Below are 14,693 nucleotides of genomic sequence, written 5' to 3' on the forward strand. Positions count from 1 at the left end.
GTTTGACGAAAGGGTTGGTTCTTGGTGGGAAATCACGTTCTTCGTCGGTTGGACCACACGTCGACCGCGACGGCCGCGACGATCAGCACGCCCTTGATGACGTCCTGCCAGTAGGCGGGCACCACGAGGATGTCCAGGCCGTTGTTGAGGGTCTGAATCATGAACAGGCCCAACACGGTTCCCCAGATGGTGCCGCGACCGCCCATCAGGCTGGCGCCGCCGATCACCACCGCGGCGATGGCGTCGAGTTCGTAGCCCTGCCCCAGGTTGGGCGGTCCCGAGATCACGCGCGACGCGAGCATGACGCCCGAGATGCCGGCCAGCAGGCCGGAGAACGCGTACACACTGAACAGGACGTTCTTGGCGTTGATGCCCGCGATCTCCGCCGCGCTGCGGTTGCCGCCGACGGCGTAGACCCGCATGCCGTAGGTGGTCCGCTTCATCACGATGGCCAGCACGACGATGCCGATGATCATGACGAGCACGGGGATCTGCAGCCCCAGCACCTTGGTGTTGGCGATCGAGCCGAACTCGGCAGGTAGGCCATTGATCGGTGCGCCTCCGCCAATGACGTACGCCAGACCGGAGCCGGCCGTCAACGTGCCGAGTGTCGCGATGAAGGGCGGAACGTTGATGCGCGACACCAGGAATCCGTTGACGCACCCCACCGCGAGGCCCACCACCATCGCGACCAGGACCGTCAGCCAGACCTGGCCGGGATTCGCCTTGGCCGTCGCAGCGGACGCCATCGCCGACACCGCGATCACGCTGCCCACCGACAGGTCGATGCCGCCGGTGAGGACGACGAGGGTCTGGCCCAGTGCGATGAGCGCGAACGGCGCCGCGGCGACCAGGATCGTGACGAGGTTCTCCGGCGTGCTGAAACGTGCACTGCGGTAACTGAAGTAGGCGATCACCAGCAGCATCACGATCACCATCGAGTAGCGCAGCGCCACTCCGCCGAGCCATTCCCTGGAGAACAGCTTCACCGGCTCGCCGGTGGTCGGCGACGCGACCACGGCCTTGGCACCGTCGGGCGGCGAGTGTTCGGCGGTCGGGGTGGTCACGATGCTGCCTCCTTGTCGGGCGCTGTTGTGTCGGGCGCTGTGGTGTCGAGCGCTGTTGCCATCCGGAAGACGGATTCCTGCACCGCGGGATGGTCGAGGGCGTCGCGGTCCAGTTCGCCGACCAGCGCGCCGTTGCGCATGACGAACGCCCGGTGCGACAGTCCGACGATCTCGGGCATGTCCGAGGACGCCATCACCACGGCCATCCCGGCTGCGGCGAAATCGGTGATGATGCGGTAGATCTCGCTGCGCGCCCCCACGTCGACACCGCGCGTGGGTTCGTCGAGCAGCAACACGTTGACGTCGCCGGTCAGCCAGCGGGCCAGCACCACCTTCTGCTGGTTGCCGCCCGACAGCGTGCCGACGAGTTGCTTGAGCCCGCTGCTGCGCAGCCGCACCGACGACATCACGTCCGAGACGGCCTTGGTGCGCGCCTTGCCGCGCAGCCACCCCGCGACCGAGAACGACGACAGCCGGGGCAACGAGCCGTTGTCGAGCACGCTCATCGACAGCACCACGCCGGACAGCTTGCGGTCCTCGGGGACCATCGCCATGCCCTCGGTGATGGCGGCGGCCGGGTTGTTGCGCTTGATCCGCTTGCCGCGCACGGTGACTTCGCCCGCGGTGGTGTGGCGGGCGCCGAAGATCGCCTCGAGCAGTTCGGTACGGCCCGCGCCGACCAGGCCGGCCAGCCCCACGATCTCACCGGCCCGCACCGAGAACGACACCGGCTCGGAGGCGCCGTCTACCTGCAGCCCGCGCACCTCGAGCACCGAATCCGGCTTCGGCTCATCGCGTTCGGGGAACAAGGTGTCGAGTTCGCGGCCGATCATCGCGGTGACGATGTCGTCGTCGGAGACCTCGTCGATGGTTTCGTCGAGTATCAGGCCGCCGTCGCGCAGCACCACGACCCGGTCGGCGATGGCGCGGATCTCGGCCATCTTGTGGGTGGTGTAGACCATCGCCACACCGTGGTCGCGCAACCGACGCACGATCTTGTAGAGGCCTTCGACCTCGCGCTCGGAGATCGCCGAGGTCGGTTCGTCGAGCATGACCACCTGCGCGCCGGTGCGTGCGGCCTTCACGATCTCGACGATCTGCCGCATGCCGACGGGCAGGCTGCCCATCCGCGCGGTAGGGGAGATCGTGACGTCGAAGACCGCCAGGGTCTCGGCCGCCTCGCCGATCATGGCCCGCCGGTTCAGGAACGGGCCGACGCGCAATTCCCTTCCGACGAAGAGGTTCTCGTAGACCGTCATGTCGTCGATGGACGCCAGTTCCTGCGGCACGATCGCGACGCCGTGCTTGACCGCGTCACGGGTGTTACCGGGAGCCAGGTGGTCGCCCTGGACGGATACGGTGCCGTGGTCGGCGCTGTACTGGCCGCTGACGATCTTCATCAGCGTCGACTTGCCGGCTCCGTTCTCGCCGGCCAGCGCGGTCACCGTTCCCGGCTGCAGGTCCAGCGTGATGCCCTTGAGCACGGGAACGCCACCGAAGCTCTTGTGGATGTCCGCGCATTCAAGCAGCGCCTGGGTCATCGAGACCTCCCTGAATCGTCTCCGACTGTGACGAGCACCTTCACGTTCTCGGCGTCGGCGGATGCGGCGAACGCCTCGGCTGAATGCTCGAAATCGAATTCCGCGCTGATGATCTCGTCGACCGGCACCGTGCCGGAGGAAAGCAGGTCCAGCGCTGCGGTGAAGTCCTCTCGGACGTACATCAGGCTGCCGATCAGCGCGATCTCGCGGTCCTGGATCAGGCCGAGCGGCACCGGGGTGGCGCCGTCGGCGACGCCGACGATCATGATCGCGCCGCCCTTGTCGACCAGGTCGACGGCCTGAGCCACCGAGCTTTCCAGCGACACGCAGTCGATGACGACGGCGGCCGGGCCACCGAGCTGCCGGCGTGCGCTCTCGATCGCGTCCGGAGCGGCCGGGTCGAAAGTGCCGATGGCGCCGAGCCGTTCGGCTCTTGCCCGCTTCGACTCCAGCAGGTCGGCGACCACGACGCGGGCGCCGGCATGCCGCGCCGCCAGCAGTGCGAACAGTCCGATCGGTCCGGCGCCGATCACGACGACGGGCCGATCCCGCAGGTCGCCAACCACTTCCGCGGCGCGCCGCACGGTGTGTACCGGGGTGGCGAGCGGCTCGATCAGGATCGCGTGCCGGTCGTCGAGATCCCCGGGCAGCGCGACCAGTCGGTCGACGCCGATGGTGAACGTATCCGCAAGCGCTCCCGGCGTTTGGCAGCCGAACACCAGTAGCTCGCGACAGATGTTGTAGCGACCCGACCGGCACTGGGTGCAGTTGCCGCAGGCGAGGTTTGGTTCGATCGTGACGCGGCGGCCGACCCAGGACTCGTCGACGCCGCTACCGACCGCCTCGACCACGCCGACTGCCTCGTGCCCGGGTCGGTACGGCAGGTCGATGAAGGGATGGCGTCCACAGGCGGCGTGCAGGTCGGATCCGCAGATTCCGACGACGGTGGTTCGCACCAGGACCTCGTTGGCCTCCGGTACGGATTCCGGCACCGTCTCGGTGACCACGTCGTCGAGACCGTTTACCACGATGCGGCGGTTCATGGCCGCGCCCGTCACCACGTCGTGTATCCCCCGTCCGCGACGAGCACCGATCCGGTGATGAACGAGGCTGCATCGCTGGCCAGGAACACCACGCTGGGCGCGATCTCCTCGGGCATGGCGTAGCGCTGCTGCGGGGTGTCGTCGATCCAGTGCCGCTTGAACTCCGGCCGGTCGACGGGCGCCATCTCCGTCTTCACGTAACCGGGCGCCAGCGCGTTGACCCGGATGCCGAGCGGGGCCCATTCGGCGGCAAGAGATTTCGTGAGGTGATGCACCGCGGCCTTCGAGGCGTTGTACGCGGGTTGCATCTGCGGCCGGTTGACGATGAGCGCGGAGATCGATCCGATGTTGACGATCGAACCACTACCCCGCTCCCGCATGTGGGCGCCGACGGCGAGCGAGCATGCCCACAGCGCCTTCACGTTGAGGTCGAATACCGCGTCCCATTCACCTTCGGTGACCGTCCAGGACTCGCCGTGGTAGCAGGTACCTGCGTTGTTCACCAGGATGTCGAGGTGTCCCAGTTCCTGGATGGCCTCGCCGGTCATCCGGTCGACGTCCGCGGAGTTCGTGATGTCGGCGGTGATCGGATGGAAGCGGTGTCCCGCGGCGGCCGCTTCTGCGACGACCTCGGCGTTGCGTTCGGCGCTGCGTCCGGCGATCGCTACCTGCGCGCCCGCCTCGGCGAGGCCGAAGGCGAATGCTCTGCCCAGGCCCTGGTTGCCGCCCGTCACCAGGGCGGTGCGTCCGGTCAGGTCGAACGGTGAGCGTCCCGTCATGCCGGATTCACGATCGACTTCAGGCTGGTGGGTTCGGTGTCGCTCTCGAGGGCGTCGGCGACGTGCTCCAGGTCGTAACGGCCGGTCACCAGAGCGTCGAGATCGATCGCGCCCGAACTGACGAGATGTATTGCCGCGGGCCAGGTATCGGTGTAGCGGAATACCCCGGTGACGGTGATCTCCATGACCTGGATGTAGCCGACCGGCAATGCGTAGTCGTCTGGGCCCATGCCGACGAGCACCACCCGACCCGCCGGACCGACGGCCTTGATGCCGCTGACGATGGCCGGTGGCGCTCCGCTGGCATCGATGAAGGCGTCGACCTGCGGGTCGAGCGCTGCGACGTCGTCGACGGTGGGGTCGAGGACTTCGGTGGCGCCGAAGTGCAGCGCCCGTTCCCGCCGGGACGGCACAAGATCGGTGACCACGATCCGGGCGGCGCCGAAGGCTCGGGCGGCCTGGGCACAGATCACGCCGATCGGCCCTGCGCCCGCGATGAGCACGGAGGAGCCGGGGACGATCCCCGCCTTGCGCATGGTGGCGATCGCCACCGACAGCGGTTCGAGGAGCGCTGCTGCGTCATCGGAGATGGAATCCGGTACGGGATGGGCCATTTCGGCGTCGATGGTGACGTAGCGGCAGAACGCGCCGTCGACCGGCGGCGTCGCGTAGAACTTCATGTCGGGGCACAGGTTGTAGCGGCCCGCGGTGCATTGCTTGCAGCGGCGGCAGGGGTGCTGCGGTTCGACCGCGACGCGCTGGCCCACCCGGTCTGCGTCGACGCCGTCGCCGACCGCGACGATGCGGCCCGACATTTCGTGGCCGAGGATCATCGGGTCTTCGACGACGAAGTCACCGATCCTGCCGTGCCGATAGTAGTGGACGTCGGAGCCGCACACGCCAACGGCGGCGACCTCGATGAGGACTTCGTGCGGACCGGGCGACGGGGTTGGACGGTCCTCGATGGCGAGGGTGCCGACCCCCGTCATCACGCTTGCGCGCATGATGCGCGGTACGGCGGTGGTGCTCATGATGTCCCTTCGTTCGAGATGGCAAGGGTGCCAGAGGTTTCGGTATACGGGGCGGGTTCGCCAAGCAGTGCTCGCCCGACGACGACGGCGCTGGCGCCCGCGGCCACGCACAGCTCGGCAACCGGTTCGGTGACGCCGCCGTCGACGGCGACCGGTAGCTTGCCTGCGCAGGCGGTGACGACGGCCAGTTGACCGATCCGTGCCTGGTCGCGGCTGCCCGGCTCGATCAGCATGACCAGGACGCCGTCCGGGCGTGCCGGCCATCGCGGAGCGGACGAGTGGTCGAGCCCGTCCCACTCCTGCCACAGCGCGATCCAGGCCGAGCTGCCGACGGCGTGCAGGGCGTCGGCCCGCCGCTCGGTGAAGGCGTCCCATGGCAGGAACACCTTGGCTGGTCGCAATTGCAGGACGCGGAGCAGCTTGGAGTCGACGAACTCGGCCGAACCGATCAGGTGCACCTCGACCCTGGACGGTCCGACGGCGGAAACGATGTCGGCAAGCTCTGCCATGGTCACACCGGCGGGAAATCCCTCCGTTTCGGCCATCACGTCGACGTGCACGGTCATCCCCGCCGCTGAGAGTGCTTCGGCGGCAGCGATTCTCGCTTCGGACGGTACGGCGTACACGGAGCCTGCGAGCTGGCCGCGGAATCGCTCGTGCCACGAGGCGATGGGCTGCACGGCGATCACGAACCCATCCCGCCGTCGATCAGCGGTGACTCCGCTACCGCTGCCCACCGCGCCCGCAGCGCGGCCACGTCGCGACCGGTCTCCCTCGGCACCGAAACGGCGCACACCGCGGGCTGCCAGCGTTTGGCGAGGTCGACGAGTCCGCCGGTGTCGGCACCGGAGGCGACGGCGGCGGCCTGGATGCAGGCACCGCGGGCGGTCGCCTCGTCGGCATCCAGCGTGACGACTTCCTCGCCGGAGAGGTCGGCCAGCATTTGTCGCGTGGCCGGCGAACGCGCGCCGCCGCCCGCCGTAGTGATCGCGCCGGTGAGTTCGACACCGCAGGCGCGCAAGCTGTCGCGCCCGCTCAGCAGTGACAGCAACGGCCCTTCGACGAACGCGCGCGCCAACTCGTCGCGGGTGGTGTGCGACGTGATGTCGACGAAGGTTCCGCGGGCGTGCGGGCGGTCGGGCTTGCGCTCCCCGTCGAGGAAGGGCACCAGCACCGGCCCCTGCGCATCACCTGCGGCGAGCGCCAACTCGGTGAGCCCGTCGAGGTCCGTGCCGAGCAGCCGGGCAGCCACGTCACCGACGCGTGCCGCGTTGAGCGTGCTGACCAGAGGGAGGTAGCCGCCCGTCAGGTCGGAGACGCCGTCGACCACTCCGCTGGGATCGAACACCGGAATTCGCGACGAGGTGGCCACCACACCGGACGTGCCGATGCCGAAGTATTGGTCACCGTCGGTGAGGCCGAGCCCGAGATAGCCGGCGTGCTGGTCACCGCCGCCGGGGCCCACCACGACACCGGCAGGCAGTCCGAGCTCGTCGGCCGCGGCGGCGCGCAGCGTTCCTGCCGGATCGGTCGGACCAAGCACGGTCGGCAGCTTCGGCCGCCAGTCACCCACGCCGGCAGCGAGATTCAGATATTCGGGAACCCAATCGTGGGCAGTGGAGTCGAAGTAGCCGGTCCCCGAGGCATCGGAGCGATCGGTTACGCGGGCACCGGTCAGCCAGTAGGTCAGGTAGTCGTGCGGCAACAGGATCGTGGCAACCCGGTCGAGCAGGCGGGGTTCGTGCTCGGCGACCCAGGCCAGCTTGGCGATGGTGAACGCCGCCGTCGGCAGGGACCCGACGCGCACGACCCAGCGACGCGCACCGATCCGGTCGACGAGGCGGGCCAGGTGGGCCGCTCCGGTGGTGTCGTTCCACAGCTTCGCGGCACGCATCGGCTGCCCGACGGAGTCGAGCAGGACCAGCCCGTGGCATTGCGCGGCCACGGACATCGCCTCGACGGTGACGGGCTGCGCGCACGAGGCGAGCGCCGAGCGCGTCGCCGAGATCAACGCCGCCACCCAGTCGCACGGGTGTTGCTCGCTGCTGGGCGGGAAGGCCGGCGGGTGCGGAGCGGCACCGCTGCCGAGCAGTCGCCCGGTGTCGGCGTCACGCACCTCGACCTTGCAGGACTGCGTCGACGAGTCGACGCCGAGCACGGCGTTCATCGCCGGACCACCGGCACTGCGTCGTCGCCGGGTTGCAGGCCGCGGGCGCCGACCCCGCCCGCGGGGTGGCTGTCGACGACGTCCTGCACGGTGTGGCCGCGCATGGCCATGGTGACCACGGCCAGCGCGTCACCCCATGCTCCGACTGCCAGGGTGCTCGCCATCGCGATCATGTCGCCGGGGTCGGCGTCGGGCGGTGTCGGTGGGAGGGCGACGATCTCGGTGGCGGCCAGCGCAAACGACGAGCCGGGGTTCTCGGTCAGGGCGACCACGTCGACGCCGCGCCGGACGAAGCGCTCGACGAGGCTGGTCAGTTCCGCGGAGCGGCCGGTCTTCGAGATCGCGAGCACCAGGTCGGACGCGGTGACGGCACCCATGCCGCCGTGCAGTGCATCCATCGTCGGCAGGTAGACCGCGGGCGTCCCGCATACCGAGAGCAGGTGGGCCAGACGCTCGGCCATGATCCCGGACGTGCCCGAACCTGTGGTGACGACCTTGCCGGACGTCGCCAGGACGCGGCGCGCGACGTCGACGATCCCTGATTCCACGTTGGCGACCAGGGCGGCCAGCGCGTTCGATTCCCTCGACAACACCGAGCTGGCGAGTTCTGCCAGCTCCGCGTCGCCCGTGCTCATCTGATATCTCCATTACTCACATGTGGTTGTGATCCAGATCATGCAATCCCTATGCTCATGTGTCAACACGCCTGCACATATGAGCAGGCATGCCAGAATGACGACCAATCTCGAAGGGAGGTGGGGCGAATGGGTCCGGACGAACTGTTCCAGCGCGCCGTCATCGCGCGCCGCTACTACCTCGAAGGCCGCACCCGGGTCCAGATCGCCGAGGAGTTCGGCATCTCCCGGTTCAAGGTGGCCCGTGAACTCGACGAGGCGTTGTCCACCGGGATGGTCGAGATCACGATCCACAACCCCGGCTCGACCGACCTCGAGTTGTCCACCGAGCTGCAGCGCCGGTTCAACCTCGAACACGCCTACGTCGTGACCACCGACGACCACAGCCCCGACCACCGCGCCGATGCCGTCGCCAAGGCGACGGCCGAGCTGCTCCAGTCCATCCTGCGCGAGGAGGACGTCGTCGGCGTCGACTGCGGCCGCACTCTCACCAAGGTGGCCAACCACCTGACATCACTGCCGCGCAGCGACGTCGTCCAATTGACCGGTATGGCAGGCACTCTCACCTCGAACGGCGCAGATCTGGTTCGCCGGCTCACCGAGATCGGCGGCGGCCGGTCATGGCCGCTCTACGCGCCGCTCGTCGTGGCGGATGCGCGGACCGCGGCGAGCCTGTCCAGCGACCACCAGATCCAGGAGACCGTCGCCAGGCATGCCAAGGTCACCTGCGCAATCGTGTCCATCGGCGCATGGACGCCCGGCGCGTCCCAGGTGTACGCGTCTCTGACCTCCGAAGAGGTCGACGAGTTGGAGCGTGCGGGCGTGTGCGGTGAAACCTGCGCGCTGCTGCTCGACGCCGACGGAGTGCGGATGCCTGGGCTGGACGAGCGGCGGATCGGCGTCGACGAGGCGACGCTGCGGGCCATCCCGACGGTGATCGCGGTGTCCACCGGTCCGAAGAAGATCGCCGCGACACGGGCGGTGCTGCGCTCAGGACTCGTTTCGTCCATCGTCACCGACGCCGAGATCGCGGCAGCGGTCCTGGCCTGAACCCAGATTGGTGCGCAAATGTCCCAACCCGCAGTAGATCTCGACTTCCGACTGGACCGCAGGGTCGCCCTCGTCACCGGCGGCGCGTCGGGAATCGGCGCAGCGATCGGAGCGGCGTTCGCCACCAAGGGTGCGACCGTCGCCGTGGCCGATCTCGCCAAGGACTGCGAATTCCCTTGCAACGTCGCCGAACCCGACTCCGTTGGACGCACGGTCGACGCGGTGATGGCACGGCACGGGCGGATCGACATCCTGGTCAACAGCGCAGGCATCGCGCGGCTCGCCCCCGCCGAGGAGCTTCCGCTCGAATACTGGGATGCGACCATCGCCGTCAACCTCAAGGGCACGTTCCTGATGAGCCAGGCCGTCGGCACGCGGATGCTCGCCGCCGGCCGCGGCGTCATCATCAACATGGCGTCGCAAGCGGCCAGCGTGGCGATCGACGAGCACGTCGCCTACTGTGCGTCGAAGTTCGGCGTGCTCGGTATCTCGAAGGTCCTCGCCGCCGAGTGGGCCGGGCGCGGCGTGCGGGTCAACACCATCTCGCCGACCGTGGTGCTCACCGACCTCGGCATCAAGGCCTGGGACAACCCGAAGGGCGACGCGCTCAAGAAGCTCATCCCGTCGGGCCGGTTCGCCTACCCCGACGAGATCGCCGCTGCCGCCGTGTATCTCGCGTCGGACGCGGCGGGCATGGTCAACGGCGCCGACCTCGTCATCGATGGCGGCTACACCATCAAATAACGCAGCGTGAGCAGAAGGGAATGTCGCCGTCGCCGGCGCGTGTTGTGCCCCGCATGCCCACTGGAATAGTGCTCATCCCCGATCTGCAGGCCGACAACCACGTCGACAACGTCATCGCGCAAGCCCGCGAAATCTACGACGCTGGCGTCCGCCAGATCTGGCTGGCCCAGCAGTTCGATCACGACGCCATCTCCCTGGCCGGACTCGTCGGTGCCGCGGTGCCCGGCCTCGGCGTCGGCACGTCCGTCGTGCCGATCAACCCGAGGCATCCGCTGGTGGTGGCGTCGCAGGCGCAGACGGCTCAGGCCGCGACGCACGGAAACTTCAGCCTCGGCCTGGGTCTCGGGGCGCACGCTCCCGAGGAGCAGGCCTTCGGCACGGCGTGGCCGAATCCGGTCGCCAGACTGCGCGAGCATCTTGCCGTGCTGCGGTCGATCTTCGACACCGGTGCCGTCGACTTCCACGGCGACGAGTTCACGGCGAGCCCCGAGTGGCCCGTCTCCGTCGCCGGCGGAAGGTCCGTCCCGGTCTACGTTGCGGCCATGGGGCCCAAGGCGTTACGCGTCACCGGAGAACTGGCCGACGGCACGCTGCCGCTGCTCGCCGGGCCACGCACCATCGGCGAGTTCATCGTGCCCACCATCGCCAAGGCCGCCGCCGAAGCGGGACGGCCCGATCCGAAGGTCATCGCCGGAGTGCCCGTGCTCGTCACCGACGACGTCGACGCGGGACGCGCCATCGCAGCCGAACACCTTGCCTTCTACGCGGGGATTCCGTCGTATCAGAAGGTGATCGCCAGGGAGGGCCTGGAATCCATCGCCGACCTCGCAGCGGTGGGCTCGGCCGAGTCGGTGCGCAGTCAAGTGCACCGCTATCTGGACGCCGGCGCGACGGACGTCGTGTTGAACCCGATCGACCGGTCGGACCGCGCTGCGGCGCGACTGATGTGGGAAGTGGCCGCGACGATCTGACGCGCGAAACGTCAGCCGTAGAAGCGTGTCACCCGGCTGCGCAGCCGGTCGATCGCGGCCTCGAGCACGATCCTCTTGGCGCGCTTCATCAGGAAGCCCGGGATCGGCGCGGACACGTCGATGGTGATGTCGAATCGCACGTTGGTCTTGTCGCCCAACCGGGTCAGGTTGTACTCACCGTGCTGCCCGCGCTGCTGGAAGGTGTCCTTCGCGTCCCACACCATCCAGTCGCGGCCCCAGTGATACTCCAGGATCTCCTTGTCGGTGATGCCCATGATCTTCAGCGTCGCCTTGACGTGGTGTGGGCGACCGTCGGGGTGCCGGTCGAGCACCTCGGCGTGCCGGTGCACCGTCGACCACGACGGCACTTCCTCGATGTCGGCGAGGGCATCGAGGATCGCCTCGGGCGAGGCGTCGAACACGACTTCCCGAGTCGCGTGCACGGCCATGGAGCAAATCGTAACGCATACTCCGGCCTCGCGCAGTAGTTCGGCCAGCTAATTCCACTTACCAGTCAATATCATCGATTGCGGTGGTGGTTCGAGGCGGTGTTCCGACTGGTCCTGGCGGTGTGCGGGAGAAGCGGGGCGCCGCCGCGGCCTGTCGAACACCGTCCACCGTGATGACCGTCGACCGTGCCTCGAGGTGCTCGTTCACGGCAGCCTCCGCCCACGACAGCACCGGCGTGACGCAGGCATCGGACCCGTCGAACACCGCCGTCCACTCGGCGCGCGTCCGGCTCGCGAACCGCTCGGTGAAGATCGCCTTCATCTCGTCGTAGCGGGCCAGGTCGAACTGGTTGGGCACGTCGTCCGGTGCGAGACCGAGCCCGCTGATCAACTGCGCGAAGAACTGCGGTTCGATGGCGCCGACGGCCATGTATCCACCGTCGGACGTTTCATAGGTGCGGTAGAACGGCGCGCCGCCGTCGAGCAGAAACGACTCACGCTCGTCCTTCAGGGAGCCGGTCGCCTTCATGGTCCACATCATCTGCGCCAGGATGCTCACGCCGTCCACCATGGCGGCGTCGATGACCTGACCCTGGCCGGAACGTTCTCGCTCGTAGAGCGCGGCGACGATGCCGAGCAGCACGAGCATGGACCCGCCACCGAAGTCGGCGACCAGGTTCAGCGGCGCGACGGGTGGCCGGTCGCGATAGCCGATCGCGCTGAGCGCGCCGGTCTGCGACAGGTAGTTGATGTCGTGGCCCGCGGTCGTCGCCAGCGGGCCGTCCTGGCCCCAACCGGTGATGCGCGCGAAGATCAAGCGCTGATTGACGGCCGCACAGTCGTCGGGGCCGATGCCGAGCCGTTCACAGGTGCCGGGCCGGAAGCAGTCGAGCAGGACGTCGGCCTTGGCGGCCAACGCCAGCAGCGCCTCGGGGTTGCTCTTGACGTCGAGGTCGACGACACGCTTGCCGCGGTGCAACAGGTCGACGTCCTCTGCAGGCATCGTCAAGCCGCCTGGCCTGCGCACCCGCACCACGTCGGCGCCCAAATCGGCGAGGATCATCGCCGCGTGTGGTCCCGGTCCGATGCCGCCCAGCTCGATCACCCGCACCCCCGCCAGGGGTCCTGTATTCGTCACGGCCGCAAGGCTATCGGGTGCCGTCAGCCCTTCTTCACCTTGAGCACCTGCTTGCGCAGCCCGTCCGTGGCGGTCTCCATCCCGCCCTTCATCGTCCGCTTCAGGATGAAACTGGGCAGCGGCACCGACAGGTCGATGGCCATGTCGAACTTCACCTTTGTTTTTTCGGGGTCCGTGTCCCCCATGGGCGTCAGCGTGTAGCTCGCGTCCTGCGCCTTCAGCTGGCCTGCCGACACCAGCGTCCAGCTCACCTTGTTGTCGGTCCAGGTGTACTCGATGACCTGCTCGTCGGTCAGGCCCGCTGCCTTCACGACCATCTTGACCTGCTTGGGCCGCCCGTCGGGGTAGCTCTCGAGGATCTCGGCGCTTTGGTACTGCGGAGACCAGGTCGGGGTCGCCTCGACGTCCGCTATGACGTCGAGGATCTCCTCGGGCGTTGCTTCGATCACTACTTCGCGGGAGTCGCTGGTTGCCATGCCGCGACAGTAGCCAGCGGCCGGTGGGTCGTGCGCGGTTTCGACACCCGAACGTCATTCGGCGGTCTGCTGCGCCGTTCACCTGACAGTGGGAACATCACCGACGTGGCCACCGAGAATCCGCAGACCATCGCCTACCCCGCGCCAGGCGCCCGCCCCCTCCGACGCGAAGACGCAGCCCTGGCACCGCATGTCATCGTCCTGTTCGGAGCCACCGGCGACCTTGCGAAACGCAAGCTCCTGCCGGGTATGGCGTACCTGGTGCAATCCGCTCTGGCGCCGAAGATCCGGGTGGTCGGCACGTCGTTGGAGGACCTCACCGACGAGGAGTTCCGCGCGTTGACCAAGGAGGCCGTCAACGCGTTCGGCAACCACGAGCTGACCGACGAGCAGTGGACCGCGTTCGCCAGCCGGATCTCCTACGTGCCGCAAAGCGCGGGTCCCGAGGCGTTGGCCGAAGCCGTGGCCGACGCCGAGGCCGAGCTCGGTCAGGATGTCCAACGACTGCACTACCTTTCGGTTCCGCCGAAGGCCGCCAGGGCCGTCATCACCATGCTCAAGGAGGCCAAGCTGGTGGAGCGCTCCCGGGTGGTGATGGAGAAGCCGTTCGGCACCGACCTGGCCAGCGCCATCGAGCTCAACGACTTCGTGCACCAGACCTTCCGCGAGCGGCAGATCTTCCGCATCGACCACTTCCTCGGCAAGGAGGCGGCGCAGAACATCCTGGCGTTCAGGTTCGCCAACGGGCTCTTCGAGCCGATCTGGAACCGCAACTTCATCGACCACATCCAGATCGACATCCCCGAGACGCTCGGCCTGGACCAACGGGCCAACTTCTACGAGAGCACCGGCGCCTTCAAGGACATGGTGGTCACCCACCTGTTCCAGGTCATGGCGTTCGTCGTGATGGAACCGCCGACCGCCCTGGAACCGCGCGCCATCAGCGAGGAGAAGAACAAGGTCTTCCGCTCGATGCTGCCGGTCCACTCCAATGACGTCGTGCGCGGCCAGTACGCCGGGTATCGGGACGAGGAAGGGGTGGCACGGGACTCCGACACCGAGACGTTCATCGCACTCAAGGTCGGCATCGACAACTGGCGGTGGGCGGGCGTCCCGATCTACCTACGCACCGGCAAGAAGATGGCCGAAGGCATGCGGATCATCTCGATCGCCTTCAGGGAGGCGCCGCGCACGATGTTCCCCGCCGGCTCGGGCGTCGGCTCCCAGGGACCGGACCACCTGACGTTCGACCTGGCCGACGCGTCCAAGGTGTCGCTGTCCTTCTACGGCAAGCGGCCCGGCCCTGGCATGAAGCTCGACAAGATGTCCATGCAGTTCTCCACGCAGGAGACCGCCCAATTGGGTGACGTGCTGGAGGCCTACGAACGGCTGATCCTCGACGCAATGCGCGGTGACCACACGTTGTTCACCACCGCCGAGGGCATCGAATCATTGTGGGAGCGTTCGGTACAGCTGCTCGACGACCCTCCGCCGGTGAAGCTGTATCCGCAAGGAACGTGGGGCCCCAACGCGATTCATCAGCTGATCGCGCCGAACGCGTGGCGGTTGCCGTTCGAGCGGGCGTGGCGGGAGAAGAAGTAG

Annotated in this window: 15 protein-coding genes; 4 read left to right on the plus strand and 11 right to left on the minus strand. The window is 68.0% G+C overall.

Annotated features, from left to right (window positions below):
- Positions 1-32: 32 nt before the first annotated feature.
- From N536_RS0107655 to N536_RS0107690, 8 genes are read right to left on the minus strand one after another with little or no spacing between them, the layout of a single operon-like run.
- Positions 33-1,067 (minus strand): ABC transporter permease, encoded by a 1,035-nt coding sequence (locus tag N536_RS0107655; RefSeq protein WP_029113076.1) that lies wholly within the window; start codon positions 1,065-1,067, stop codon positions 33-35.
- Positions 1,064-2,608, minus strand: a complete 1,545-nt coding sequence (locus N536_RS0107660) for a sugar ABC transporter ATP-binding protein (protein WP_029113077.1) — start codon at positions 2,606-2,608, stop codon at positions 1,064-1,066. The genes N536_RS0107655 and N536_RS0107660 overlap by 4 nt, the downstream gene beginning before the upstream one ends.
- Positions 2,605-3,651: an alcohol dehydrogenase catalytic domain-containing protein gene (locus tag N536_RS0107665; protein WP_036435852.1), complete on the minus strand. Its 1,047-nt coding sequence runs from the start codon at positions 3,649-3,651 to the stop codon at positions 2,605-2,607. Before N536_RS0107665 ends, N536_RS0107660 begins: the two co-directional genes overlap by 4 nt.
- A gap of 11 nt (positions 3,652-3,662) precedes the next feature.
- Complete coding sequence (locus N536_RS0107670; protein WP_029113079.1) at positions 3,663-4,430, minus strand: SDR family NAD(P)-dependent oxidoreductase; 768 nt, start codon at positions 4,428-4,430, stop codon at positions 3,663-3,665.
- On the minus strand, positions 4,427-5,461 hold the full coding sequence (locus N536_RS0107675) for an NAD(P)-dependent alcohol dehydrogenase (RefSeq protein ID WP_029113080.1): 1,035 nt from the start codon (positions 5,459-5,461) through the stop codon (positions 4,427-4,429). The genes N536_RS0107670 and N536_RS0107675 overlap by 4 nt, the downstream gene beginning before the upstream one ends.
- Positions 5,458-6,150 (minus strand): ribulose phosphate epimerase, encoded by a 693-nt coding sequence (locus N536_RS37725; protein ID WP_051574314.1) that lies wholly within the window; start codon positions 6,148-6,150, stop codon positions 5,458-5,460. The genes N536_RS0107675 and N536_RS37725 overlap by 4 nt, the downstream gene beginning before the upstream one ends.
- A complete protein-coding gene (locus tag N536_RS0107685; RefSeq protein ID WP_029113081.1) occupies positions 6,147-7,628 on the minus strand; it encodes an FGGY family carbohydrate kinase in 1,482 nt (493 codons plus the stop codon). Before N536_RS0107685 ends, N536_RS37725 begins: the two co-directional genes overlap by 4 nt.
- Entirely contained in the window at positions 7,625-8,263 is a 639-nt protein-coding gene (locus N536_RS0107690; RefSeq protein WP_029113082.1) for an SIS domain-containing protein, read from the minus strand. Before N536_RS0107690 ends, N536_RS0107685 begins: the two co-directional genes overlap by 4 nt.
- A gap of 129 nt (positions 8,264-8,392) precedes the next feature.
- Here N536_RS0107690 and N536_RS0107695 point away from each other — a divergent pair, with 129 nt between their 5' ends.
- From N536_RS0107695 to N536_RS0107705, 3 genes are read left to right on the plus strand one after another with little or no spacing between them, the layout of a single operon-like run.
- Complete coding sequence (locus N536_RS0107695) at positions 8,393-9,313, plus strand: sugar-binding transcriptional regulator (RefSeq protein WP_029113083.1); 921 nt, start codon at positions 8,393-8,395, stop codon at positions 9,311-9,313.
- 18 nt (positions 9,314-9,331) lie between these two features.
- The gene (locus N536_RS0107700) at positions 9,332-10,057 is read left to right on the plus strand and encodes a GolD/DthD family dehydrogenase (RefSeq protein WP_029113084.1); all 726 of its coding nucleotides are present in this window, start codon (positions 9,332-9,334) and stop codon (positions 10,055-10,057) included.
- A gap of 53 nt (positions 10,058-10,110) precedes the next feature.
- Positions 10,111-11,028: an LLM class F420-dependent oxidoreductase gene (locus tag N536_RS0107705; RefSeq protein ID WP_029113085.1), complete on the plus strand. Its 918-nt coding sequence runs from the start codon at positions 10,111-10,113 to the stop codon at positions 11,026-11,028.
- Between the two features lie 11 nt (positions 11,029-11,039).
- Here the strand turns inward: N536_RS0107705 and N536_RS0107710 are convergent, their stop codons facing one another.
- Genes N536_RS0107710 through N536_RS0107720 form a run of 3 tightly spaced genes read right to left on the minus strand, consistent with a single transcriptional unit; the run spans position 11,040 to position 13,091 of the window.
- The gene (locus tag N536_RS0107710; RefSeq protein WP_029113086.1) at positions 11,040-11,477 is read right to left on the minus strand and encodes an SRPBCC family protein; all 438 of its coding nucleotides are present in this window, start codon (positions 11,475-11,477) and stop codon (positions 11,040-11,042) included.
- Between the two features lie 58 nt (positions 11,478-11,535).
- Positions 11,536-12,615: a CaiB/BaiF CoA-transferase family protein gene (locus N536_RS0107715; RefSeq protein WP_029113087.1), complete on the minus strand. Its 1,080-nt coding sequence runs from the start codon at positions 12,613-12,615 to the stop codon at positions 11,536-11,538.
- A 23-nt stretch (positions 12,616-12,638) separates the two neighbouring features.
- Positions 12,639-13,091, minus strand: coding sequence for an SRPBCC family protein (locus N536_RS0107720; protein ID WP_029113088.1), 453 nt, complete (start codon positions 13,089-13,091; stop codon positions 12,639-12,641).
- 105 nt (positions 13,092-13,196) lie between these two features.
- Here N536_RS0107720 and zwf point away from each other — a divergent pair, with 105 nt between their 5' ends.
- On the plus strand, positions 13,197-14,693 hold the full coding sequence (gene zwf, locus N536_RS0107725; protein WP_029113089.1) for a glucose-6-phosphate dehydrogenase: 1,497 nt from the start codon (positions 13,197-13,199) through the stop codon (positions 14,691-14,693).

Source organism: Mycobacterium sp. URHB0044 (assembly GCF_000620625.1).
In the GTDB taxonomy this organism is placed as follows: domain Bacteria; phylum Actinomycetota; class Actinomycetes; order Mycobacteriales; family Mycobacteriaceae; genus Mycobacterium.

Coding starts and splice junctions, on each gene's coding strand:
- N536_RS0107660 (WP_029113077.1), bottom strand. CDS start 2,608: ATGACCCAGGCGCTGCTTGAATGCGCGGACATCCACAAGAGCTTCGGT.
- N536_RS0107665 (WP_036435852.1), bottom strand. CDS start 3,651: ATGAACCGCCGCATCGTGGTAAACGGTCTCGACGACGTGGTCACCGAG.
- N536_RS0107670 (WP_029113079.1), bottom strand. CDS start 4,430: ATGACGGGACGCTCACCGTTCGACCTGACCGGACGCACCGCCCTGGTG.
- N536_RS0107675 (WP_029113080.1), bottom strand. CDS start 5,461: ATGAGCACCACCGCCGTACCGCGCATCATGCGCGCAAGCGTGATGACG.
- N536_RS0107685 (WP_029113081.1), bottom strand. CDS start 7,628: ATGAACGCCGTGCTCGGCGTCGACTCGTCGACGCAGTCCTGCAAGGTC.
- N536_RS0107690 (WP_029113082.1), bottom strand. CDS start 8,263: ATGAGCACGGGCGACGCGGAGCTGGCAGAACTCGCCAGCTCGGTGTTG.
- N536_RS0107695 (WP_029113083.1), top strand. CDS start 8,393: ATGGGTCCGGACGAACTGTTCCAGCGCGCCGTCATCGCGCGCCGCTAC.
- N536_RS0107700 (WP_029113084.1), top strand. CDS start 9,332: ATGTCCCAACCCGCAGTAGATCTCGACTTCCGACTGGACCGCAGGGTC.
- N536_RS0107705 (WP_029113085.1), top strand. CDS start 10,111: ATGCCCACTGGAATAGTGCTCATCCCCGATCTGCAGGCCGACAACCAC.
- N536_RS0107710 (WP_029113086.1), bottom strand. CDS start 11,477: ATGGCCGTGCACGCGACTCGGGAAGTCGTGTTCGACGCCTCGCCCGAG.
- N536_RS0107720 (WP_029113088.1), bottom strand. CDS start 13,091: ATGGCAACCAGCGACTCCCGCGAAGTAGTGATCGAAGCAACGCCCGAG.